General features: G+C 70.7%; 18 protein-coding genes. 2 read left to right on the forward strand and 16 right to left on the reverse strand.

The genetic code is table 11. The features are described 5' to 3' along the window. Nucleotides 1-326 precede the first annotated feature (326 nt). Nucleotides 327-3470 (forward strand): isoleucine--tRNA ligase, encoded by a 3144-nt coding sequence (gene ileS / locus ACZ4TO_RS10290; RefSeq protein WP_468023949.1) that lies wholly within the window; start codon nucleotides 327-329, stop codon nucleotides 3468-3470. Nucleotides 3471-3762: 292 nt separating this feature from the next. Here the strand turns inward: ileS and ACZ4TO_RS10295 are convergent, their stop codons facing one another. The 16 genes from ACZ4TO_RS10295 to rsmH all read right to left on the reverse strand — a co-directional run bounded on the left by ACZ4TO_RS10295 (nucleotide 3763) and on the right by rsmH (nucleotide 21827). After that, a complete protein-coding gene (locus ACZ4TO_RS10295; RefSeq protein ID WP_385047647.1) occupies nucleotides 3763-5049 on the reverse strand; it encodes a DivIVA domain-containing protein in 1287 nt (428 codons plus the stop codon). A 55-nt stretch (nucleotides 5050-5104) separates the two neighbouring features. Beyond that, nucleotides 5105-5392: a YggT family protein gene (locus ACZ4TO_RS10300; protein ID WP_339128866.1), complete on the reverse strand. Its 288-nt coding sequence runs from the start codon at nucleotides 5390-5392 to the stop codon at nucleotides 5105-5107. Nucleotides 5393-5444: 52 nt separating this feature from the next. Beyond that, the gene (locus ACZ4TO_RS10305) at nucleotides 5445-6086 is read right to left on the reverse strand and encodes a cell division protein SepF (RefSeq protein ID WP_382780890.1); all 642 of its coding nucleotides are present in this window, start codon (nucleotides 6084-6086) and stop codon (nucleotides 5445-5447) included. Nucleotides 6087-6215: 129 nt separating this feature from the next. Continuing rightward, complete coding sequence (locus tag ACZ4TO_RS10310) at nucleotides 6216-6935, reverse strand: YggS family pyridoxal phosphate-dependent enzyme (protein ID WP_382780894.1); 720 nt, start codon at nucleotides 6933-6935, stop codon at nucleotides 6216-6218. A 6-nt stretch (nucleotides 6936-6941) separates the two neighbouring features. Beyond that, the gene (gene pgeF, locus ACZ4TO_RS10315; protein ID WP_468023950.1) at nucleotides 6942-7679 is read right to left on the reverse strand and encodes a peptidoglycan editing factor PgeF; all 738 of its coding nucleotides are present in this window, start codon (nucleotides 7677-7679) and stop codon (nucleotides 6942-6944) included. After that, nucleotides 7676-8869, reverse strand: coding sequence for a cell division protein FtsZ (gene ftsZ, locus ACZ4TO_RS10320; RefSeq protein WP_385047656.1), 1194 nt, complete (start codon nucleotides 8867-8869; stop codon nucleotides 7676-7678). Before ftsZ ends, pgeF begins: the two co-directional genes overlap by 4 nt. Nucleotides 8870-9144: 275 nt before the next feature. Next, a complete protein-coding gene (locus ACZ4TO_RS10325; RefSeq protein ID WP_468023951.1) occupies nucleotides 9145-9930 on the reverse strand; it encodes a cell division protein FtsQ/DivIB in 786 nt (261 codons plus the stop codon). 25 nt (nucleotides 9931-9955) lie between these two features. Continuing rightward, on the reverse strand, nucleotides 9956-11047 hold the full coding sequence (murG, locus tag ACZ4TO_RS10330; RefSeq protein ID WP_382780904.1) for an undecaprenyldiphospho-muramoylpentapeptide beta-N-acetylglucosaminyltransferase: 1092 nt from the start codon (nucleotides 11045-11047) through the stop codon (nucleotides 9956-9958). Between the two features lie 6 nt (nucleotides 11048-11053). Next, nucleotides 11054-12415 carry a putative lipid II flippase FtsW gene (ftsW, locus tag ACZ4TO_RS10335; RefSeq protein WP_382780907.1) on the reverse strand — a complete coding sequence of 454 codons (1362 nt, stop codon included), beginning with the start codon at nucleotides 12413-12415 and terminating at the stop codon, nucleotides 11054-11056. A gap of 68 nt (nucleotides 12416-12483) precedes the next feature. Beyond that, nucleotides 12484-13911, reverse strand: coding sequence for a UDP-N-acetylmuramoyl-L-alanine--D-glutamate ligase (gene murD, locus ACZ4TO_RS10340; protein WP_382780910.1), 1428 nt, complete (start codon nucleotides 13909-13911; stop codon nucleotides 12484-12486). Then, entirely contained in the window at nucleotides 13893-14966 is a 1074-nt protein-coding gene (gene mraY / locus ACZ4TO_RS10345) for a phospho-N-acetylmuramoyl-pentapeptide-transferase (RefSeq protein ID WP_361686155.1), read from the reverse strand. The genes murD and mraY overlap by 19 nt, the downstream gene beginning before the upstream one ends. Next, nucleotides 14963-16369, reverse strand: coding sequence for a UDP-N-acetylmuramoyl-tripeptide--D-alanyl-D-alanine ligase (locus tag ACZ4TO_RS10350; RefSeq protein WP_468023952.1), 1407 nt, complete (start codon nucleotides 16367-16369; stop codon nucleotides 14963-14965). The genes mraY and ACZ4TO_RS10350 overlap by 4 nt, the downstream gene beginning before the upstream one ends. Before the next feature lie 4 nt (nucleotides 16370-16373). Further along, nucleotides 16374-18041 (reverse strand): UDP-N-acetylmuramoyl-L-alanyl-D-glutamate--2,6-diaminopimelate ligase, encoded by a 1668-nt coding sequence (locus ACZ4TO_RS10355; RefSeq protein WP_468023953.1) that lies wholly within the window; start codon nucleotides 18039-18041, stop codon nucleotides 16374-16376. Nucleotides 18042-18098: 57 nt separating this feature from the next. Next, nucleotides 18099-20081 (reverse strand): peptidoglycan D,D-transpeptidase FtsI family protein, encoded by a 1983-nt coding sequence (locus ACZ4TO_RS10360; protein WP_468023954.1) that lies wholly within the window; start codon nucleotides 20079-20081, stop codon nucleotides 18099-18101. A gap of 5 nt (nucleotides 20082-20086) precedes the next feature. After that, on the reverse strand, nucleotides 20087-20605 hold the full coding sequence (ftsL, locus tag ACZ4TO_RS10365; protein ID WP_382780923.1) for a cell division protein FtsL: 519 nt from the start codon (nucleotides 20603-20605) through the stop codon (nucleotides 20087-20089). Nucleotides 20606-20819: 214 nt separating this feature from the next. Beyond that, nucleotides 20820-21827 carry a 16S rRNA (cytosine(1402)-N(4))-methyltransferase RsmH gene (gene rsmH, locus ACZ4TO_RS10370; RefSeq protein WP_468023955.1) on the reverse strand — a complete coding sequence of 336 codons (1008 nt, stop codon included), beginning with the start codon at nucleotides 21825-21827 and terminating at the stop codon, nucleotides 20820-20822. Between the two features lie 425 nt (nucleotides 21828-22252). Here rsmH and ACZ4TO_RS10375 point away from each other — a divergent pair, with 425 nt between their 5' ends. Then, nucleotides 22253-22801 carry a beta-class carbonic anhydrase gene (locus ACZ4TO_RS10375; protein ID WP_382780929.1) on the forward strand — a complete coding sequence of 183 codons (549 nt, stop codon included), beginning with the start codon at nucleotides 22253-22255 and terminating at the stop codon, nucleotides 22799-22801. Nucleotides 22802-23014 lie beyond the last annotated feature (213 nt).

Here is a 23014-nt window from a genome sequence, read left to right on the forward strand (position 1 = left end):
GCGGCCCGGGGGCGCCGTACACTGGGCGCAGCGAGAAGCGTGGATGGGGACGAGTAGCGGCGTACGCGGCCAGGAGCGACCCGGGGACGGTGGAAGCCCGGGGGCCAGCGCGACGTGAAGATCACCCCGGAGCCGCCGGCAGAACACCCCTGTGGGGCCAGTAGACCCGGCATCGCGACCCCAATGAGGGGGCTCACCGACACGAACGGCGCGTCGGAGGGCCAAGGAGGGTGGTACCGCGGGAGCGCGCCGCACACGGCGTCCGTAGCAAGACGGCTCTCGTCCCTCCGACGGAAGGCAGAAAGTCCGTTGGAGGAAGCTCGCCGATGACAGCGCCGACGTACCGCCAGGTGCCCGCCCAGGTCGACCTGCCCGCACTCGAGCACGCCGTGCTCGATTTCTGGCGTGAGCAGAAGATCTTCGCCAAGAGCCTCGAGCAGTCCGAGGGCCGGCCGGAGTGGGTGTTCTACGAGGGCCCGCCCACCGCCAACGGCATGCCGGGCGCCCACCACATCGAAGCGCGCGTCTTCAAGGACGTCTTCCCGCGCTTCCGGACCATGCGCGGCTACCACGTGGCCCGCAAGGCCGGCTGGGACTGCCACGGCCTGCCGGTCGAGCTGGCGGTCGAGAAGGAACTCGGCTTCACCGGCAAGCAGGACATCGAGGCGTTCGGCATCGCCGAGTTCAACGACCGGTGCCGCGAGTCCGTGACCCGCCACACGGACGCGTTCACCGAGCTGACGAACCGCATGGGCTACTGGGTCGACCTCGACGACGCCTACCGCACGATGGACCCCGAGTACATCGAGTCCGTGTGGTGGTCGCTCAAGCAGATCTTCGACAAGGGCCTGCTGGTCCAGGACTACCGCGTGGCGCCCTGGTGCCCTCGCGACGAGACGGGTCTGTCGGATCACGAGCTGGCCCAGGGCTACGAGACGATCGTCGACCCCTCCGTGTACGTCCGTTTCCCGCTCACCTCCGGTCCGCTGGCCGGCCGCGCCTCGCTCCTGGTGTGGACGACCACGCCGTGGACGCTGGTGTCCAACACCGCGGTCGCCGCCCACCCGGGTGTCACCTATGTCGTCGTGACGAACGGCGAGGAGCAGCTCGTCGTCGCGCAGCCGCTCGTCGAGAAGGCGCTCGGCGAGGGCTGGGAGGCCACGGGCGAGTCCTTCACGGGTGCCGAGATGGAGCGCTGGACGTATCAACGTCCGTTCGAGCTCATCGAGTTCCCCGAGCCCGCCCACTTCGTGGTGAACGCCGAGTACGTGACGACCGAGGACGGTACGGGTCTGGTCCACCAGTCCCCCGCCTTCGGCGAGGACGACCTCAAGGTCTGCCGCTCGTACGGCCTTCCGGTCGTGAACCCGATCCGCCCGAACGGCACCTTCGAGGAGAGCGTCCCGCTCGTGGGCGGCGTCTTCTTCAAGAAGGCGGACGAAAAGCTCACCGAGGACCTCCAGAACCGCGGCCTGCTCTTCAAGCACGTCCCGTACGAGCACAGTTACCCGCACTGCTGGCGCTGCCACACGGCGCTCCTGTACTACGCGCAGCCGTCCTGGTACATCCGCACCACGGCCGTCAAGGACCGTCTCCTGGAGGAGAACGAGGGGACCAACTGGTTCCCGGAGTCCGTCAAGCACGGCCGCTTCGGCGACTGGCTGAACAACAACATCGACTGGGCGCTCTCGCGCAGCCGTTACTGGGGCACCCCGCTGCCGCTGTGGACCTGCGAGGAGGGCCACCTCACCTGTGTCGGCTCGCGCGCGGAACTGTCCGAGCTGACCGGCACCGACCAGTCGGACCTCGACCCGCACCGCCCGTACATCGACGCGGTGACCTTCCCGTGCCCGCAGGGAGGCTGCGGTCTGACCGCGACCCGCGTGCCCGAGGTCATCGACGCCTGGTACGACTCGGGCTCGATGCCGTTCGCGCAGTGGGGCTACCCATACAAGAACAAGGAGATCTTCGAGAGCCGCTACCCGGCGCAGTTCATCTCCGAGGCCATCGACCAGACGCGCGGCTGGTTCTACACGCTGATGGCCGTCGGCACCCTGGTGTTCGACAAGTCCTCGTACGAGAACGTCGTGTGCCTCGGCCACATCCTCGCCGAGGACGGCCGCAAGATGTCCAAGCACCTGGGCAACATCCTTCAGCCGATCCCGCTGATGGACCAGCACGGCGCCGACGCGGTGCGCTGGTTCATGGCGGCCGGCGGTTCCCCGTGGGCGGCGCGGCGCGTGGGTCACGGCACGATCCAGGAGGTCGTCCGCAAGACGCTCCTCACGTACTGGAACACCGTCGCCTTCCAGGCGCTGTACGCCCGCACCAGCGACTGGGCGCCCAGCGCGGCCGACCCGGCGCCGGCGGACCGTCCGGTCCTGGACCGCTGGCTGCTGTCCGAACTCCACGCGCTCACCGACCAGGTGACGCAGGCTCTGGAGGCGTACGACACCCAGCGGGCCGGGAAGCTCCTGTCGGCCTTCGTCGACGACCTCTCCAACTGGTACGTGCGCCGCTCCCGCCGCCGCTTCTGGCAGGGCGACAAGGCCGCGCTGCGCACGCTGCACGAGGTCGTGGAGACCGTCACGCGGCTGATGGCCCCGCTGACCCCGTTCATCACCGAGCGGGTCTGGCAGGACCTGATCGCCCCGGTCACCCCGGACGCCCCCGAGTCGGTGCACCTGTCGACGTGGCCCGAGGCGGACCTGTCCGTCATCGACCCGGAGCTCTCGCGCCAGATGCTCCTGGTGCGCCGTCTCGTGGAGCTCGGCCGGGCCACGCGCGCGGAGTCGGGCGTCAAGACCCGGCAGCCGCTGTCCCGCGCGCTGATCGCCGCCACCGGCTTCTCGACGCTCGACCCCGAGCTGCACGCGCAGATCACCGAGGAACTGAATGTGAGTTCCCTCGCGTCGCTCTCCGAGGTCGGCGGCTCACTGGTCGACACCACCGCGAAGGCGAACTTCCGCGCCCTGGGCAAGCGGTTCGGCAAGGGCGTCCAGGATGTGGCGAAGGCCATCTCCCAGGCCGACGCCGCGGCCCTGTCCCTCGCCCTCCGCGAGGGCACCGCGTCGGTCGAGGTCGGCGGCGAGACCGTGACGCTGGCCCCGGACGAGGTCATCATCACGGAGACCCCGCGCGAGGGCTGGTCGGTCGCCTCGGACTCCGGCGCGACCGTCGCGCTCGACCTGGAGATCACCGAGGAGCTGCGGCAGGCGGGCCTCGCCCGTGACGCGATCCGGCTGATCCAGGAGGCCCGCAAGAACAGCGGCCTCGACGTGGCCGACCGCATCGCGCTGCGCTGGACCTCCACGGACCCGGCGGTCGTCGCGGCGCTCGGCGAGCACGCCGGTCTCATCGCCGACGAGGTCCTCGCCACGGACTTCGCCCAGGGCGAGGCCGACGGCGCGTACGGCGAGGCGTTCACCGACGAGGGGCTGTCCCTGGTGTTCCGTCTCCGCAAGGCGTGACGCGGATCTCCCACCCGCACCGAGGGCCCGGGGCCGCCAGGATCTCCTGGCGGCCCCGGGCCCTCGCCGTTCCCGTCCCTGGGGCCGAGGGGGAGGATTCCGCTGGTGGCGTCACCGGGGGTTCGTACGGGGCGCTCGGGGACCGCGGGGCACGAGAAGGTCCACTCGGCCCCGCCGGTGGCTCCTGGGCCCCGTACAGCCCGTTCGCGGGTACGCAAAAGGGCGGGGCCCCCGGATCTCTCCGGGGGCCCCGCCCTGAATGCTGCCGACGCCTATGGCGTGCGAGCCGCCGTCAGTTGTCGTCCTCGTCGATGAGGAACCCGCGCATCGGCGAGGGCGCCTGCTGCATCGGCGACGGGCCCTGGGGCCGCACCGGAGCCATCGGCTGGGTCATCGCGGGCGACATCTGCTGCTGCCCGCCGTAGGACGGTCCGCCCTGCGACGGTCCACCCATGCCCTGGTTGCCGCCGTAGGACGGCGCACCGGCACCCGCGGGAGCCATCGACGGCGCGGAGGAGGCCGGCAGGGACGCGGCGGCCGGCGTGCGCGGCGGGGCGAGCGAGTCGTCCGCCTGCGTCTCGAGCTGGCGGAGCTGCGACTCCAGGTAGGACTTCAGACGCGTGCGGTACTCGCGCTCGAAGCCGCGCAGGTCCTCGACCTTGCGCTCCAGCGTGGCGCGGGCGGACTCCAGGGAGCCCATCGCGACGCGGTGCTTCTCCTGCGCGTCCCGCTCCAGGGCGTCGGCCTTGGCACGGGCGTCCCGCTCCAGACCCTCGGCGCGGCTGCGGGCCTCACCGACGATCTTGTTGGCCTCGGAGCGCGCCTCGGCGATCGCCTGGTCGGCGGTCTGCTGAGCGAGCGAGAGGACACGCGCGGCGCTGTCGCCACCGGGGCCCTGCTGCTGCATCTGCTGACCGGGGCCGCCCATGGGGCCACCCATCGGACCGCCCATGGGACCGCCCATCGGGCCACCCATGGGACCGCCCATGGGGCCACCCATCTGCTGCATCTGACCGGGACCCTGACCCATGGGGCCCTGGCCCATCGGACCCTGACCCATGGGGCCCTGGCCCATGGGGCCGCCCATCTGCTGCATCTGACCGGGACCCTGGCCCATCGGGCCCTGGCCCATCGGACCCTGACCCATGGGGCCCTGGCCCATCGGACCCTGGCCCATGGGGCCCTGGCCCTGCGGGCCGCCCTGGCCGCTGGGGCCGGCGGGCAGCGCGGGAGCACCGCTCGGGAGCTGAGGCGGACCGCCCATGGGGCCGCCCATTCCCTGCGGCGGACCCGATATCCCGGCGGGCACAGGAGCGCCGGGCCCACGCATACCCTGCGGCGGGCCCTGCTGGTCCTGCTGCTCCGGCGGTTTGCGCATACCCTGCTGCTGCTGGTTCTGCGCGGCCGCGCGCGTGGCGGCGGCCAGCTTGGCGCGCAGGTCCTCGTTCTCGCGGAGCAGGCGAGTCAGTTCGGCTTCGACCTCGTCGAGGAAGGCATCGACCTCGTCCTCGTCATAGCCTTCTCGGAGGCGGACGGTCGTGAACTGCTTGTTCCGCACGTCCTCGGGGGTCAACGGCATCTCTTCACCTCAACGTAGTCGTCGGCATTCGGCAAGACCGTATCGTTCACATCGCTCACATCAAGTTCTGCGTAAGTCTGATCAAGATGAAGACGATGATCATCAGCACGAAGAAGGACAGGTCAAGCGCCACGCCCCCGAGACGCAGCGGCGGAATGAACCGCCGCAGAAGCTTGAGCGGTGGATCGGTGACAGTGTAGGTGGCCTCCAGAACGACCACCATCGCCTTGCCGGGTTGCCATGAGCGGGCGAACTGGAAGACGTAGTCCATGACCAACCGGAAAATCAGCACGATGAGGAAGCACATCAGCGCGATGTAGAAGACCTGCCCGACCACGCTCATGATCCGTGCTTCCCTCTCCCCTGTTTTCCCTACGGTGTTCCGGTCCTGCGTCTCAGCTCTGGTTGAAGAACCCGCCCTCTGCGATGCGGGCCTTGTCCTCCGCCGTGACATCGACGTTAGCAGGCGACAACAGGAACACCTTCTGCGTCACCCGCTCGATGCTGCCGTGGAGACCGAACACCAAACCGGCCGCGAAGTCGACAAGTCGCTTCGCGTCGGTGTCGTCCATCTCGGTCAGGTTCATGATCACCGGGGTGCCCTCACGGAAGTGTTCCCCGATGGTACGGGCCTCGTTGTACGTCCGGGGGTGCAGCGTGGTGATCCGGTACGGCTCTCGTTCCGACACGACCTTGGGCATGATCACCGGGGCGTTCTTCTCCAAGCTCTGACGTTCTTGTGTGATGGACGCCACGGGGGCGATGCGCGCCGGACGCCCGGACTCCGCGGCGAGCGACGCGGAATGCGGCACCGGGTCGCGGGGCGCCGAGGGCTGTACCACTCGTACCGATTCGTCCCTTTGGGACGCGTGCACCTGGTGTGACTGGTGCGGCGGTTCGTGCCGCCGCCGGTCACGCTCGGGCTCAGGGTCGAGCTCGGGCTCGAAGTCGTCGTCGGGGTCGAATCCTCTGCCGTCGTACCCATCGTCCTCCACGAGGCCGAGGTAGACCGCCATCTTGCGCATCGCGCCGGCCATGCTCTGAGTCCTCCGCTCTGTGGTGGATCGGCTGACGAACTGCCAAGTGCCCGCGATCCACGAGGTCGTTATGCCCGCATTTGGCGGTAATGACCATATTTTCTGCTGTGGTCCGACTTCTTGGCGACGTTACCGGAGGCCGGGTCGGACTCCGAGTACCGCAGTACCGACGCGTACATGTGTCGCTCCGGCCGCCACAGCCTGTTCGAGATCCGAGCTCATCCCTGCCGAGACCATGTTCGCAGCCGGATGGTCCCGGCGCACGGCAGTCGACAAATCCATCAGCCGCTCGAACGCCTGTTGTTGGCGCCCCGCGTACGCGCCGGTGAGCGGAGCCACCGTCATCAGTCCGTCGAGCCGCAGTCCCGGGGAGTCCGCGACGAGTCCGGCCAACTCCTCGACCCCGCCGACCCCCACGCCGCCGCGCTCGCCCCGTCCGCTCTCCTGCGCGTCCAGGGCGACCTGGATGAGGCACCCCAGTTCGCGTTCCGCCCGTACCGCTTCCTTCGAGAGAGCCGTGACAAGCCGGGAACGGTCGACGGACTGCACGAAATCCGCGTAACCGACCACAGAACGCACCTTGTTGGTCTGCAATTGACCGACAAAATGCCACGACAGCGGCAGATCCGAGCACTCCGCGCTTTTGGGCGCGGCGTCCTGGTCCCGGTTCTCGGCCACGTGACGCACACCGAGTTCGGACAGGATCCGCACATCGCTCGCGGGATAGGTCTTGGTGACCACGATCAGGGTCACCTCTTCACGCTTGCGCCCGGCGGCCGTGCACGCCTCCGTGATGCGCTCTTCCACTTTCGCCAGATTCGCGGCGAGTTGAGCCTTACGGTCCGTCATGCCCCATCAGTCCAACCAGACGTAACCGGCGAGCCGCCCGGTCGTTCGGTCCCGTCGGTACGAGAAGTGGTCCCCCGATTCGATCGTGCACACCGGCGACTGCTCCCGGTCGCGCACTCCGAGCCGTTCGAGCTGCGCGTGCACCCCGGCGGTCACGTCGACCGCGGGCGTTCCCCAGCTCGTCTCGGCGTACGCCGCGGGTTCCACGGCGGCGACCTCGGCGCGCATCGCCTCCGGCACCTCGTAGCACCGCCCGCAGACGGCGGGTCCGGTGCGGGCGACGATCCTGGCCGGGTCGGCGCCCAGTTCCACCATGGCCCGCACGGCCGCGGGAACCACGCCGGCGACCATGCCGGGCCGTCCCGCGTGCGCCGCGGCGGCCACCCCGGCGACGGGGTCGGCCAGCAGGACGGGCGTGCAGTCGGCGGTGAGGACGGCGAGCGCCAGCCCCCGCCGCGCCGTGACGAGCGCGTCGACGGCGGGGATGTCCGAGGCGCCCCAGGGCTCCTCGACGACCGCCACGTCGGGCCCGTGCACCTGGTTCATCCAGACGACCCGGGCCGGGTCGAGCCCGAGCGCCTTCGCGGCCAGTTCCCGGTTGGCGCGTACGGCGCCGGGGTCGTCGCCGACCGCCCCGCCGAGGTTGAGCTCCTCGTACGGAACGGCGCTCACCCCGCCCCACCTGTCGGTGAAGGCGAAGTGGGCGCCGCTCACGGTGCTCGCGGCGGAGCGCTGTCCTATCACTTCAGGAAGTCCGGCACGTCCAGTTCCTCGGCCGCGCTGTCCGAGTAGGAGCGGGACGGCGGGACCGGCGGGGACACCGGCAGCTCGCTGACCGGCTCCGGGGCAGGCTCGGGAGCCGGCTCCTTGGGCGTGACGCTGCCGAGCGTCCCGAAGGACGGGCGGCTCTCGGCCGGACGCGACGGGGCGGGGTCCTCGCGCCGGGCCGAAGCCGAGCCGAGGACGTTCTCGCGCTTGGCCGGGGGCTGACCGCCGTCGAAGCCGGCGGCGATGACGGTGACCCGCACCTCGTCGCCGAGGGCGTCGTCGATCACCGCGCCGAAGATGATGTTGGCCTCGGGGTGCGCCGCCTCGCTGACGAGCTGGGCCGCCTCGTTGATCTCGAACAGGCCGAGGTCGGAGCCGCCGGAGATGGACAGCAGGACGCCGCGGGCGCCGTCGATGGAGGCTTCCAGCAGGGGCGAGGAGATGGCCATCTCGGCCGCCGCCACCGCACGGTCGTCGCCGCGGGCGGAGCCGATGCCCATGAGCGCCGAACCGGCCTCGGACATGACGGACTTGACGTCGGCGAAGTCGAGGTTGATCAGACCGGGCGTGGTGATGAGGTCGGTGATGCCCTGGACGCCGGAGAGCAGGACCTGGTCCGCCGACTTGAAGGCGTCGAGGACCGAGACCTGGCGGTCCGAGATGGACAGCAGCCGGTCGTTCGGGATGACGATGAGGGTGTCGACCTCTTCGCGGAGTTCCGCGATGCCGTCCTCGGCCTGGTTGGCGCGGCGCCGGCCCTCGAAGGTGAACGGGCGGGTGACCACGCCGATGGTGAGGGCGCCCAGCGAGCGGGCGATGTTGGCCACGACGGGCGCGCCGCCGGTGCCGGTGCCGCCGCCCTCGCCGGCCGTCACGAAGACCATGTCGGCCCCCTTGAGGACCTCCTCGATCTCCTCGCGGTGATCCTCGGCGGCCTTGCGGCCGACTGCCGGGTTGGCTCCGGCCCCGAGGCCGCGGGTGAGTTCCCGGCCGACGTCGAGCTTGACGTCGGCGTCGCTCATCAACAGCGCCTGCGCGTCGGTGTTGATGGCGATGAACTCGACGCCCTTGAGACCGACCTCGATCATCCGGTTGATGGCATTGACACCACCGCCGCCGACACCGATGACTTTGATGACTGCGAGGTAGTTCTGCGGTGCTGCCACGTCGAAGGCCTCTCGCCTCGAGTTACGTGTCGTCGCCTCGCGTGCTCGCGATCCGACGACTGATGCCGAATGGGACGGTCCGAACGCCGACCCGAACCCTAACGCTGAAGTTTAGGGTTACCAGTGTGTCTGTTCCTTGGACTCTTCCGAACAGGACACTAAGTCGACAAGTGGCGCGCGTTCAACGAACACGCCGAACCTCCCGTTTTTCTTTTCACCCTATGTGATCAGGCCTGGCACTGCCCAACCAGGGTGCTGGCCTGCACCGATGCGGGTCAACTGCTCGACGATGCGGGGGCGGTGGGGGCACTTACGTCGAAGTGCCGGGCCCCGGAATCGGCTTTCATGAGAGCAAGGAGCGTCCTGGCCTTCGCCCGGCCCTTCTCCGCGCTGCCCCACGCGACGGTCCTGCCGCCCGTCAACTCCAGCGAGACGGCGTCGTAGGAACGGACCTTGACGGTACGGGTGTCACGGGCGACCCGGTCCGGGATGTCCCCGGCGATCCGCACCGCCTCGCGCACGAGCCGGCCGGCGGGGAAGCGCCGCGCCGCGGCGCCGTTCGAGACCGCCAGCTCAAGGACGGGCACGCCCTTCGGGGCCTGTGAAACGGTGGCGAACCGGACACCCTTCGCGTCCACTTCGACGAACTTCGCGCCTTTTCGGACGATGAGGACGGGAGTTCGTTCGGTCACCGTCAGACCGATTCCGTGCGGCCAGGACCGGTCGACCTCGACCGAGTCGATCCGGGGCAATTCCCTGAGCAGCCGCGCCTCGATGGCGTCCGTGTCGACGGAGACCAGCGGCGATCCGACCGGCACGCCGGCCGCCTCGCGCACCTGGGCGGGGGTCAGCACCCGCGTCCCGGAGACGGTCACGCGTTCCGTGCGCAGCCAGGAGGAGCCGTAGAGGATCCACACCGCGGCGGCTCCGGCCAACAGCACGGCGAGCAAAAGGATGATGAGCCTACGAAGGCGGCGGAGCCGCCCGACGAGGGGCGGCCGGGGCGGGCCGGACTCCAGCTTCTGCCGTTCACCGCGCTCGGCGGTACTCGGTCCGGCCACGCTCCCTGCCTTCCCTCATGCGGTCCTAGCGGTGACGCGAGGCGATCGCCTCGTACACCATGCCGACGAGCAGGTCGTCGGCGTCACGGCGGCCGAACTCACTGGCGGCGACCGACATCTCGTACAGCCGGTGCGGGTCGGCGAGCACGGGCAGCACGTTCTGCTGCACCCACTGCGGGGTCAGCTCCGCGTCGTCGACCAGCAGTCCGCCACCGGCCTTGACCACCGGCTGGGCGTTCAGCCGCTGTTCGCCGTTGCCGATGGGCAGCGGGACGTAGGCGGCGGGCAGTCCGACGGCGGAGAGTTCGGCGACGGTCATCGCGCCCGCGCGGCAGAGCATCATGTCGGCCGCGGCGTACGCGAGATCCATCCGGTCCACGTACGGTACCGGGATGTACGGGGGCATCCCCGGCATCTGGTGCACCTGCGGCAGTTCGTTCTTCGGGCCGACCGCGTGCAGGATCTGGATTCCGGCCTGCTGGAGGTACGGAGCCGCCTGCTGGACCACCTCGTTGAGGCGGCGGGCGCCCTGCGAGCCGCCCGACACGAGCAGCGTCGGCAGGTTCGGGTCGAGCCCGAACGCGGCGCGCGCCTCGGGCCGCACGGCGGCGCGGTCGAGGGTGGCGATGGTGCGGCGCAGCGGGATGCCGATGTAGCGGGATCCGCGGAGCTTGCTGTCGGGCGTGGAGACGGCGACCTGGGCCGCGTACCGCGAACCGATCTTGTTGGCGAGTCCGGGCCTGGCGTTGGCCTCGTGGATGACGATCGGCACGCCGAGGCGCTTGGCCGCCAGGTAGCCGGGCAGGGCCACGTAGCCGCCGAAGCCGACGACCGCGTCCGCCTTGGTCCGCTCCAGGATCTGCTCGACGGCCTTGATCGTGCCGCGCAGCCGCCCGGGGACGGTGATCAGCTCGGGGGTGGGCTTGCGCGGCAGCGGTACGGCCGGGATCAGCGCCAGTTCGTAGCCGCGCTCGGGTACGAGCCGGGTCTCCAGGCCCCGTTCCGTGCCCAGGGCCGTGATTCCCACGGTGGGGTCCTGCCTGCGCAGGGCGTCCGCGAGGGCGAGCGCGGGCTCGATGTGGCCGGCGGTCCCCCCGCCGGCGAGTACGACATGCACCGAAATTCACCGCTCTCCGGACGAACGCGCCGCAGAGGCACGCCGTCGCATCGTGTTCCATCTCCGGGGCCCCGCGGCCCTTGCGGACTCTCTCACCGCACCCCGCTTTCTGCCAAAGCGGGGTTGCCGCATGGCGAGAGCCGCCCGCGCAGCGGGGTCGTCACGCGCGAACGCGATCAAGAGCCCGATGGCGAACATGGTCGGCAGCAGGGCGGAACCCCCGTAGGAGAACAGCGGGAGCGGGACACCGGCGATCGGCAGCAGACCGAGCACCGCACCGATGTTGATCACGGCCTGGGCCGTGATCCAGGTGGTCACGCCTCCCGCGGCATACCTCACGAAGGGGTCCTCCGTGCGTCCGGCCACGCGGATACCCGCATAGCCTAGAGCCGCGAAGAGGGCGAGCACCGACAGCGTCCCCGCGAGGCCCAGTTCCTCCCCAGTGATGGCGAAGATGAAGTCGGTGTGCGCTTCGGGAAGTTGGCCCCATTTCTCCACGCTGGCACCGAGGCCGGAACCGAAGAGCCCGCCGGAGGCGAGGGCGTAGATGCCGTGCACGGCCTGCCAGCAGGTGTCGTGCGGCCCCGGCTCGGTCGCGCCGATGCACGCCAGCCTGGACATGCGGTTGGGGCTCGTCTTGATGAGCAGGAAGCCGATCGCCAGGGCGACGGAGAGCACGCCCACGAACAGCCGGGTGGGCGCTCCGGCCAGCCACAGCAGCCCGAACAGGATGGCCGTGAGGATGATCGCGGTTCCCATGTCCCCGCCGAGCATGATCAGGCCGAGCAGCATGAAGGCGGCGGGCACGAGCGGGACCAGCATGTGCTTCCACTGGGTCAGCAGCCGCTTGTCCTGCTTGCGGGCGAGCAGATCGGCTCCCCAGAGCACGAGCGCGAGCTTGCCGAACTCGCTGGGCTGGATCTGGAACGAGCCGCCCAGCGAGATCCAGTTCTGGTTGCCGTTGACCGAGAGCCCTATCCCGGGCACTTGCACGAGGACCATCATGAAGACGGCGCCCGCCAGGATCGGGTAGGCCAGCGCCCGGTGCAGCTTCACCGGCATCCGGGAGGCGGCGAAGAGGAGCACACCGCCGATCAGGGCGGCCAGGAACTGCTTGCGGAAGAAGAACGACCCGGGCAGCGAGAGCTGGAGCGCCGTGATCTGCGAGGCCGAGTAGACCATCACGAGTCCCAGCACGGTGATCAGCAGGCTGCCGCCGAGGATCAGGTAGTACGCGGTCAGCGGCCGGTCCCAGGCCTTGCGGGCCCGCAGGTACAGACGGCGCACGGGATTGTCGCGGGACGCCCCGGCGGCGGCGGGCCGGCCGGCCCGCCGCACGGGAGGGCGGCCGGTGCGGCTAACCGGCATCGGAGTCTTCGGTCCACAGCGATGTCACGCGTCCGTCCCTCCCAGCTTCGCCCGGCCAGGCAGCCAGGTCAGGCGCCGAGTTCGCGGACCGCCTCCGCGAACGCGTCACCGCGCTTGTTGTAGTTGGCGAACATGTCCATGGACGCGCAGGCCGGGGCCAGCAGGACCGTGTCCCCGGGCTCGGCGAGCCTCCTGGCCTCCTGGACAGCCGCGAGCATCGCCCCAGTGTCGGTCCGGTCGAGGTCGACGACCGGTACCTCGGGGGCGTGTCGCGCCAGGGCTTCGCGGATCAGCGCGCGGTCCGCGCCGATCAGGACGACGCCCCTCAGCCGCTTCGCCGACCGGGCGACCAGTTCGTCGAAGGTCGCGCCCTTGGCGAGCCCTCCGGCGATCCACACGATCGACTCGTAGGCCGCCAAGGAGGCTTCCGCGGCATGCGTGTTGGTGGCCTTGGAGTCGTCGACGTAGGCGACCTCGTCCACGTCGGCCACGTGCGCGATGCGGTGGGCGTCCGGGGTGAAGGCCCGCAGTCCGTCCCGTACGGCCTTGGGAGGCACCCCGAAGGCACGCGCGAGGGCCGCCGCGGCAAGGGCGTTGGCGACGTTGTGCGGGGCGGGCGGAGTGACGTCGGAGACCTCCGCCAGCTCCTGGGCGTTGCGCTGCCGGTCCTCGACGAACGCGCGGTCGACCAGGATGCCGTCCACGACGCCGAGTTGGGAGGGTCCCGGGGCGCCGAGGGTGAAGCCGACGGCGCGGCAGCCCTCCTCGACGTCCGCGGCGCGCACCAGGTCCTCGGTGGCCTTGTCGGCCACGTTGTAGACGCAGGCGATGCGATTGCCCTCGTAGATACGGCCCTTGTCGGCGGCGTACGCCTCCATGGAGCCGTGCCAGTCGAGATGGTCGGGCGCGAGGTTCAGCACGGCCCCGGAGTGGGCGCGCAGCGAGGGCGCCCAGTGGAGCTGGTAGCTGGAGAGTTCGACGGCGAGGACGTCGTACTCCTCCTCGCCGAGGACGGCGTCGAGGAGCGAGACGCCGATGTTGCCGACGGCCGCGGTGCGCAGTCCGGCCGCCTTCAGGATGGAGGCGAGCATCTGGACGGTCGTGGTCTTGCCGTTGGTGCCGGTGACCGCGAGCCAGGGAGCCGGCTTCCTGCCGTCCAGTTCCCGCAGCCGCCAGGCGAGTTCGACGTCGCCCCAGACCGGGACGCCCGCCGCGGCGGCCGCGGTGAACAGCGGCTTGTCCGGCTGCCAGCCGGGCGCGGTCACGATGAGCTCGGTGCCCTCGGGCAGGGTCGCGCCGTCACCGAGGCGCACGGTGACGCCGAGTGCCTCGAGGTCCGCGGCCTGTGCACGGGCCCGTTCGTCGTCGCCGTCGTTGACGACGGTGACGAGGGCGCCGAGGCCGTGCAGGACCTTGGCCGCCGGGATGCCCGAGACGCCGAGGCCGGCGACGGTGACGTGCTTTCCCTGCCAGTTGGTCACTTCTTGGCTGCCCATCCTGCGTAGAAGAGGCCGAGTCCGACGATCACGCAGATGCCCTGGATGATCCAGAATCGGACCACCACAAGGACTTCGGACCAGCCCTTGAGTTCGAAGTGGTGCTGGAGCGGAGCCATCCGGAAGACACGCTTCCCGGTCAGCTTGAAGGAGCCGACCTGGATGACCACCGACATGGTGATGAGGACGAACAGGCCGCCCATGATGGCCACCAGCAGCTCGGTGCGGGAGAGGATGGCCAGGCCGGTGAGGACACCGCCGAGGGCGAGCGAACCCGTGTCACCCATGAAGATCTTGGCGGGCGACGTGTTCCACCACAGGAAGCCCAGGCAGGCACCCATCAGGGCGGAGGCCACCACGGCCAGGTCGAGTGGATCGCGCACCTCGTAGCAGGCGCCCGGGTTGGTCAGGGTCGTCGCGTTGGCGCACGACTCCTGGAACTGCCAGACGCCGATGAACGTGTAGGCGCCGAAGACGAGGACGGAGGCGCCGGTGGCCAGACCGTCCAGACCGTCGGTCAGGTTCACGCCGTTCGACATCGCGAGGATCATGAACAGCGCCCAGATCACGAACAGCACCGGGCCGATCTTCCAGCCGAAGTCGGTGATGAACGACAGCTTGGTGGAAGCCGGGGTGTTGCCTCGGTTGTCGGGGAACATCAGGGCCAGCACCGCGAAGGAGATGCCGACGATCAGCTGTCCCGCCATCTTCGCCTTGGCCCGCAGACCGAGGGAACGACGCTTGACGATCTTGATGTAGTCGTCCAGGAAGCCGACCATGCCCATGCCGAACATCAGGCCGAGGACCAGCAGACCCGAATAGGTGGGCGGGTAACCGGTGATGAGCTTGCTCAGGAAGTACGCGGCGATCGTCGCCAGGATGAAGGCGATACCACCCATCGTCGGCGTACCGCGCTTGCTGGCGTGCTCGCGCGGGCCGTCGTCGCGGATGTACTGGCCGTAGCCCTTGCGGGCCAGCAGCTTGATCAGCAGCGGAGTGCCGGCCAGGGTCAGGAACAGACCGAGGACTCCCGCGAACAGGATCTGCTTCATCATCGGGCGGAAACCTCACCCTCGGTACCGTCGGCGAGCAGCGCGAGCGCCACCCGTTCCAGCCCGACGGACCTGGACGCCTTCACGAGCACGACGTCCCCTGGGCGCAGCTCGCTGCGCAACAGGTCGACAGCCGCCTGTGCGTCGGACACGTGCACCGACTCCTCACCCCACGAACCCTCGTTATATGCGCCCAGTTGCAGCCAGGACGCTTCCCTGCCCCCGACCGCGACGAGCTTGCCGACATTGAGCCGGACGGCAAGCCGTCCGACCGCGTCGTGCTCGGCGAGCGCCTCGTCCCCGAGCTCGGCCATCTGACCGAGCACCGCCCACGTACGACGCCCCTTGCCCATCGCCGCGAGCGCGCGCAGGGCGGCCCGCATGGACTCGGGGTTCGCGTTGTAGGCGTCGTTGACGACCGTCACGCCGTCCGGACGCTCGGTGACCTCCATCCGCCAGCGGGAGAGGGAGCCCGCCTCGGAGAGCGCGCGGGCGATCTCGTCTGCGGACATGCCCAGCTCATGGGCGACGGCGGCCGCGGCGAGCGCGTTCGACACGTGGTGCTCACCGTACAGGCGCATGGTCACATCACTGCACCCGGAGGGTGTGCGAAGGCTGAAGGAAGGCTGTCCGCTCTCCGTGAGCCGGACGTTCTCGGCCCGTACGTCCGCTTCGCCGGACTCTCCGAAGAGGAGCACGCGCGCCTTCGTGCGTGATGCCATGGCGCGTACGAGGGGATCGTCCGCGTTGAGGATCGCGGCGCCGTCCTCGGGGAGGCTCTCGACGAGCTCGCCCTTTGCTTGCGCGATCTGTTCGCGGCCGCCGAACTCGCCGATGTGGGCGGTGCCGACGTTGAGGACGAGGCCGACCTTCGGCGGGGTCAGTTCCGTCAGGTAGCGGATGTGGCCGATGCCGCGGGCGCCCATCTCCAGCACGAGGAACTTCGTCTCCTCGGTGGCGCTGAGCGCGGTGAGCGGCAGTCCGATCTCGTTGTTGAGGGAGCCGGGGGTGAAGACGGTCGGCGCCTTGCTCCGCAGCACCTGGGCGATCAGGTCCTTGGTGCTGGTCTTGCCCGCGGAGCCGGTGAGGGCCACGAGGGTCGCGCCGAGCCGTTCGACGACGTGCCGGGCGAGGGCGCCGAGGGCCCTCTGCACGTCGTCGACGACGATGGCGGGCACGCCGACGGGGCGGGACGCCAGGACGGCGGCCGCTCCGGCCTCGATCACCGCCCGGGCGTAGTCGTGGCCGTCAACGCGTTCGCCGACGAAGGCGACGAAGAGGCTGCCGGACCCCACTTCACGGGAGTCTCTGACGACCGGTCCGGTGACCTGTAGCTCCGGATCCGGTATGTCGTACGTCTGCCCGCCGACGACTGCTGCGATCTCGGCGAGAGAGAGGGCGATCACAAGTTCATCCCTGGGTCTGCTGGATAGCTTCGCGAAGCACCTGGCGGTCGTCGAAGGGACGCACCACCCCGGCGATGTCCTGGCCCTGCTCGTGGCCCTTGCCCGCGACCAGCACGGTGTCGCCCGGCTTTGCGCGCGCGACGGCCGCGGCGATGGCGGCGGCCCGGTCCTCGAAGACCTGGACCTCGCCCCGCTCGTGGGCCGGCACCTCGGCGGCGCCCGCGAGCATCGTGGCGAGGATCGCGAGCGGGTCCTCGGAGCGGGGGTTGTCGGAGGTGAGGACGGCGGTGTCGGCGAGCCGGGCCGCGGCCGCGCCCATCGGCATCCGCTTGGTCTTGTCACGGTCGCCGCCGCAGCCGAGCACCACGTGCAGCCGGCCCTCGGTGACCTTGCGCAGGGCGCGCAGGACGGATTCGACGGCGTCCGTCTTGTGGGCGTAGTCGACGACGGCGAGGTACGGCTGGCCCTCGTCGACCCGCTCCAGCCGGCCCGGGACCCCGGGGACGGCGGCGATTCCGTCGGCCGCGGTCTGCGGGTCGATCCCGGCGGCCGCGAGGGCGACGATCGCGGCGAGCGTGTTCGCCACGTTGAAGGGGCCGGCGAGCGGCGAGCGGGCGGTGATCCGCTCGCCCTTGGGGCCGACCGCGGTGAACGTCGAGTCCATCGGGCCGACTTCGACCTCCTCGGCGCGCCAGTCGGCGTCCGGGTGGCCCTCGGCGGAGAAGGTGACGACGGGGACGGTGGCCTCCCCCGCGAGCCTGCGGCCGTACTCGTCGTCGAGGTTCACGACGCCGAGCCGGCTGCGCTTGGCCGTGAAGAGCTGGGCCTTGGCCTGGAAGTAGTCCTCCATGCCCGTGTGGAACTCCATGTGTTCCGGGCTGAGGTTGTTGAAGACGGCGACGTCGAAGACGCAGCCGTCGACGCGGCCGAGGACCAGCGCGTGGCTGGAGACCTCCATCGCGACCGAGTCGACCCCGCGCTCGCGCATGACCGCGAACAGGGCCTGGAGGTCGGTGGCCTCGGGTGTGGTGCGCTCGGACTTGATGCGCTCGTCGCCGATGCGCATCTCGACCGTGCCGATCAGGCCGGTGGAGCGCACGGTCCGCAGGCCGCCCTCGACGAGGTAGGCCGTCGTGGTCTTGCCCGAGGTGCCCGTGATGCCGATCTGGAGGAGATCGCGTCCCGGGTGGCCGTAGATGGTGGCCGCGAGTTCGCCCATCGATCCGCGGGGGTCCTCGACGACGAGGACCGGCAGGCCGGTGGCCGCGGCGCGGTCGGCGCCGGTCGGGTCGGTGAGCACGGCGACCGCGCCGAGGCCGGCGGCCTGGGTCACGAAGTCGGCGCCGTGCAGACGGGCGCCCGGCAGCGCCGCGTACACGTCGCCGGGTCGCACCGCCCGGGAGTCATGGGTGATGCCCGTGACCCCGACGCCGCTCTCCGGCTTCTCGGCACCCAGCTGATCGGCGAGCTCCGCGACGGGGGTGGCGGAGACGTGAACCGGACGCGGCGGCCCCGGATATGTCACAGGGACGCCCTTCTGGGTGGTTTGGGACTGATCAGCTTGTGGCACGGCGGTGAGCGTACCGGGCTCACCCCCGCCGGGGCGAAGCGAGGGCGCGGACGGGGTGTGCGGGGAGCGCTGGTTCCCGGGGTCCGGGGTGATCGTTGTCACGAGTGGTTCCTGGTCCGTTGTGCGGGGTCGCCGGTCACGGCGTGAGGTCGGGGGCGGTCACGGTGTGTATTCGACGGGCAGCCGGGCCGCGTGGGTGCCGGTGGGCGGGACCTGAAGGGTCTTCAGGGCGAACTCCATCACCTGCTTGAAGACGGGTCCGCAGATCTGGCCTCCGTAGTAGAGGCCCTTCGTGGCGTTCTGGATGGCGCAGTAGACGGTGATCCGGGGCTTGTCTGCGGGGGCGAATCCGGCGAAGGAGGAGGTGTAGCCGTGGTACTTGCCGGTGGCCGGATCCACGCGGTTGGCCGTACCCGTCTTGCCCGCGACCCGGTACCCGGGGATGCGTGCCTTGATGCCGGTGCCCTGCTCGTCGTCCACGACCGACTCCAGCATCTGGGCGAGGGTCTTCGCCGTCTTCTCGCTCACGACCCGGGTCTTCTTCGGCTCGGCGGCGGGGGTGAAGCGGCCGTCGGGCCCCTTCGTGCCGCGCACCAGGGTCGGCTCGACGCGGACGCCGCCGTTGGCGATCGTCGAGTAGACGGAGGCCGCCTGCATCGCGTTGATCGACACGCCCTGGCCGAAAGGGATCGTGTACTGCTGCGAGGTGGACCACTTGTCGGCGGGCGCGAGGATGCCCGCCGTCTCGCCGGGGAAGCCGAGCCCGGTGTGGCTGCCGATGCCGAACTTGCGCAGGTACGAGTAGAGGACCTGGTTGGCCTGTTTCTGGGTCTTGCCGAGCTGACCGGTCGCCAGGATGGTGCCGATGTTGCTGGACTTGGCGAGCACGCCGTTGAGCGTGAGGTGCCAGGTCTTGTGGTCGACGTCGTCCTGGAAGAGCCGGTCGCCGCGGTGCAGCCGGTTGGGTACGACGACATGGGTCGCGGGGGTCGCCGCGTTCTCCTGGAGGACGGCGGCCATCGACATCAGCTTGGCGGTGGAGCCGGGCTCGTACGCGTCCTGGAGGGCCGCGTTGCCCATGGCCGCCGCGTTGGCCTGGGTGAGGTCGTTCGGGTCGAAGCCGGGCGCGTTGGCCATGGCGAGGATCTGGCCGGTCCTCGTGTCCTGCACTATCACGTAGCCGCGGTCCGCCTTGGACTTCTTCACCTGCTCGGTGATGGCGTCCTGCGCGGCCCACTGGATGTCCCGGTCGATGGTGAGCTCGACGTCGGAGCCGGCCACGGCGGGGGTCTCGGTGGAGCCCACGGTCGGCACCTGACGGCCCCCGGACTGGGCGTAGCGGATCTTGCCGTCCTTGCCGGTGAGCTCCTTGTTCAACTGCTGCTCGACACCGCCGCCGCCCTTGCCGTCGGCGTTGACCCAGCCCAGTATCCCGGCGGCCAGGTCGCCGTTCGGGTACACGCGCTTGCTGGCCGGTACCGCGAGGACGCCCGCAAGGACGTTGACCGTGTTGCGGTCCGTCTCGGCCTTGGTCCCGAGCGTGCTCTTGAGGTCCTTGATCTGCTGCCAGACCTGGGGGGTGCGGCGGTGCGCGAGGAGGACGTAGCGGGTGTTCTTCGTCCGCAGCTTCCTGGCGACGGTGTCGACGTCCTGGCCGATGATCGGACCGAGGAGGGCCGCGGCCTGTTCGGGGGCGTCCCCCGTCTTGGTGGCCTCGCGCGTGAACATCGTCGGGTCCGCGGTGATGTCGTACGCGTCCACGCTCGTCGCCAGTTCGACGCCGTCGCGGTCGGTGATCCCGCCGCGCTCGGCGGCCAGGGTGCGCCCGACGTAGCGGTTCTGCTCGGCCTTGGCGGCGTAGGTGCCCGCGTCCACGGCCTGCACCTGCAGCAGCCGCACCACGAACGCGATCATCACCAGCGTCAGCGCGAGGCTGACCATGCGCAGACGGGGGCGCGGGCTGCCGAGCCGGATGAGGCGGGGGCCGTCGGCGCGGCCGTCGGCGCGGTTGGCGGCCGGGCGGCGCCCCGGGCGGGCACCCGGCCCCGGGCGGGCACCCGGCCCCGGGCGGTTCCGGCCCGCCGGACGTGCGGGCCTGGCGGGGCCGGGCACGCGGCGGCGCGGCGGTTCCCTGTCGGACACTTCCGTCACCTGCCAGGGGTCGTGGAGGGCTGTGGGGAGGCTGCCGCGGAGGGCTGCCGCGCGCCGGGGGACGGTGTCGCGCTCCGCGCCGGGGCCCGGCTCGGGGTGCGGGCCGGGGCGAGGACCTCGGGCGGGGGGACCATCGGGGCCCGCGCGGCGGAGCCGGCGGCTCCGGGAACGCCCTTGACGGTGCCGTCGGGGCCGAGGAAGGCCGGGTCTCCGCCGGGGACCATGCCGAGTTCGCGGGCGCGGCGCTGGAGGGCGTCGGGGGCCGAGTAGGCGTCCACGTCCCGCTGGAGGGCCTGTTCCTCGTCGGTGAGGCTCTTCGTCTCCTTCTGGAGGTCGTCGAGGCGGAACGCGCCTTCGCTGAGCGCCGAGTTCAGCACCAGGAGCCCGATGAGGCCGCCGCCGAGGAGCAGGACCACCAGGAGGACGAAGGGGGTGCGGGCGGCCTGTCCGGCCCCGGTCGGCAGGAGCCGCGCGAGCCGGGCGGCCCGCCCCCTGAGTTCGGGTCTGCCGCTCACGCGCCCTCCCTGTGGCTCTGGTCTGCCGCCTTCACGGCCGCTCCATGGGTCCGGTTCCCCTACTCACGAATCCACCGCCGGTTCGGTTCCCGGCCCCGGCCGGCCGCCGCGGGTCCCGCCGCCCGGTGCCCGCCCTCCGGCGGGTCCGGGAAACGGGCCCGGGGCATCGCGCGAGTCCGGGTGTCCGCCTCACGGCCTCTCCTTCTCCCCGCGCCTACTCGGCGGATTCCTCGCGGATGCGCTCTGCTCCCCGCAGCCGGGCGGGAGCGGCCCGCCGGTTCTCGGCGACCTCCTCCTCGGTGGGAAGTTCGGCACCGCGGGTGAGGAGCTTGAGCCGGGGCTGGTAGCGCTCGGGGACGACGGGCAGTCCGGGCGGCGCGGTGTTGGCGGCGCCGGCCGCGAACACCTGCTTGACCAGCCGGTCCTCCAGCGAGTGGTACGACAGGACGGCGATCCGGCCGCCGACGGCGAGCGCCTTCACGGCCGCGGGAATCGCCCGCTCCAGGACGCTCAGTTCGCCGTTGACCTCGATGCGCAGCGCCTGGAAGGTGCGCTTGGCGGGGTTGCCGCCGGTGCGCTTGGCGGCCTGGGGCAGCGCGTCCCGGATCAGCTCGACGAGCCGCGCGCTGTTGGTGAAGGGCTCCTTCTCGCGCTCGCGCACGATCGCGGAGACGATCCTCTTGGCCTGCTTCTCCTCGCCGTACGCCCGCAGGATCCGCACCAGTTCGCCCGGCGGGTAGGTGTTGAGGACCTCGGCGGCGCTCATGCCGGTCGTCTGGTCCATGCGCATGTCGAGCGGGGCGTCCTGGGCGTAGGCGAACCCGCGGTCGGCCTCGTCGAGCTGCATGGAGGAGACGCCGAGGTCGAACAGGATGCCCTGGACGCGCGGGATGCCGAGGCGGTCGAGCACGTCGGGGAGTTCGTCGTAGACGGCGTGCACCAGATCGGCGCGGGTGCCGTAGGGGGCGAGCCGCTCTCCGGAGAGGCGCAGCGCCTCCTTGTCACGGTCCAGGGCGACGAGCCGCACTCCGGGGAACCGGGTCAGCAGCGCCTCGCTGTGACCGCCGAGTCCGAGGGTGCAGTCGACGACCACGGCTCCCGGCTCGGTGAGGGCCGGGGCCAGCATGTCCAGGCACCGGTCGAGCATGACCGGGACGTGTCGGCCGCGCCCCTCCGGTCGCCCGCTGTCACCCTCGTCGGGAAGCGCTTCGCGCCCTTTCATTCCGGGCCCTCTCAGGTCCGGCGCGGCCCTACGCACCGCCGGGTCCCCACCCGCTCGGGAAGGGGAGGCCGCCGGCGCCGGATGAAGGGCGTCGGCCGACCGGGAGCGGGAGGAGGCCGAGCCGTACGTACGCGCCGCGCACGCGGGGAAACTCCGGAAGGTCGCCGGGTCTCCTGGGGAAAACAGTGCAGCGGGGAGAGCCTCGCCTCCCGCTTCGCGTCACTTTAGTCCACGGTGTCTCGCGGTCAACCAACCGGCATGCGCGTCGCGGACGGCGCTCGGACCGAAGCCGCGGATCAGGAAGAATCACCCGAACGGGCAGGCCGTCACCGCCCGTGTGGATTACCTCACAACAAGCCGCGATGACATTCTTTGTCCCCTCTCACAACAGGCCTCGCCCGGGCGTGACCAGTAACGTCGCAGTCATGACGACTTCCGCATCCGTTCCCACCGAACCCGAAGACGCCATAGACGCGGAGCGCTCGGTGACCGACCGCCTCGTGGACGCGAACGGGAAATACGCCGCGGCCTTCACCGACCCGGGCATGGACGCCCGACCCGTGCAGCGGGTCGCCGTGGTCGCGTGCATGGACGCCCGCCTCGACCTGCACGCCGCGCTCGGCCTGAAGCTGGGCGACTGCCACACCATCCGCAACGCGGGCGGCGTGGTCACCGACGACGTGATCCGCTCGCTCACGATCAGCCAGCGCGCCCTCGGCACCCGCAGCGTGGCCCTCATCCACCACACCGGCTGCGGCCTGGAGTCCCTCACGGAGGAGTTCCGGCACGACCTGGAGATGGAGGTCGGCCAGCGCCCCGCGTGGGCGGTCGAGGCCTTCCGGGACGTCGACCAGGACGTACGGCAGTCGATGCAGCGGGTGCGCACCTCCCCTTTCCTGGTGCACACCGACGACGTGCGCGGCTTCGTCTTCGACGTCACGACCGGTCTGCTGCGGGAGATCGACCCCGCCTGATCCGCCCCGGCGGGAGCCCCGGTCGCCGGCCCTCCGCAGCTCGTGGGACCCTCTCCCCACAAAAACCCCGGCCGTCCGGTGCCCAAAGAGCCGTAAGAACTGACATATCGCGGCCACTTGTCCACAGGCGGATGACACGAACCGGTAACGGCAACAAGAATGCGGGTGTGGCGTCACGCGGAACCTTTCGCGCGTGGTGCCCGTGTTTCGGGG

It is taken from the genome of Streptomyces sp. NPDC028298 (assembly GCF_055565895.1).

Bases quoted from the DNA above. Each gene is read 5' to 3' on its own strand.
- mraY (WP_361686155.1), bottom strand. From the start codon at position 14,966: ATGATGAAGCAGATCCTGTTCGCGGGAGTCCTCGGTCTGTTCCTGACC.
- ftsW (WP_382780907.1), bottom strand. From the start codon at position 12,415: ATGCCGGTTAGCCGCACCGGCCGCCCTCCCGTGCGGCGGGCCGGCCGG.
- ACZ4TO_RS10295 (WP_385047647.1), bottom strand. From the start codon at position 5,049: ATGCCGTTGACCCCCGAGGACGTGCGGAACAAGCAGTTCACGACCGTC.
- ileS (WP_468023949.1), top strand. From the start codon at position 327: ATGACAGCGCCGACGTACCGCCAGGTGCCCGCCCAGGTCGACCTGCCC.
- ACZ4TO_RS10300 (WP_339128866.1), bottom strand. From the start codon at position 5,392: ATGAGCGTGGTCGGGCAGGTCTTCTACATCGCGCTGATGTGCTTCCTC.
- rsmH (WP_468023955.1), bottom strand. From the start codon at position 21,827: ATGAAAGGGCGCGAAGCGCTTCCCGACGAGGGTGACAGCGGGCGACCG.
- ACZ4TO_RS10305 (WP_382780890.1), bottom strand. From the start codon at position 6,086: ATGGCCGGCGCGATGCGCAAGATGGCGGTCTACCTCGGCCTCGTGGAG.
- ACZ4TO_RS10310 (WP_382780894.1), bottom strand. From the start codon at position 6,935: ATGACGGACCGTAAGGCTCAACTCGCCGCGAATCTGGCGAAAGTGGAA.
- ACZ4TO_RS10375 (WP_382780929.1), top strand. From the start codon at position 22,253: ATGACGACTTCCGCATCCGTTCCCACCGAACCCGAAGACGCCATAGAC.
- murD (WP_382780910.1), bottom strand. From the start codon at position 13,911: ATGGGCAGCCAAGAAGTGACCAACTGGCAGGGAAAGCACGTCACCGTC.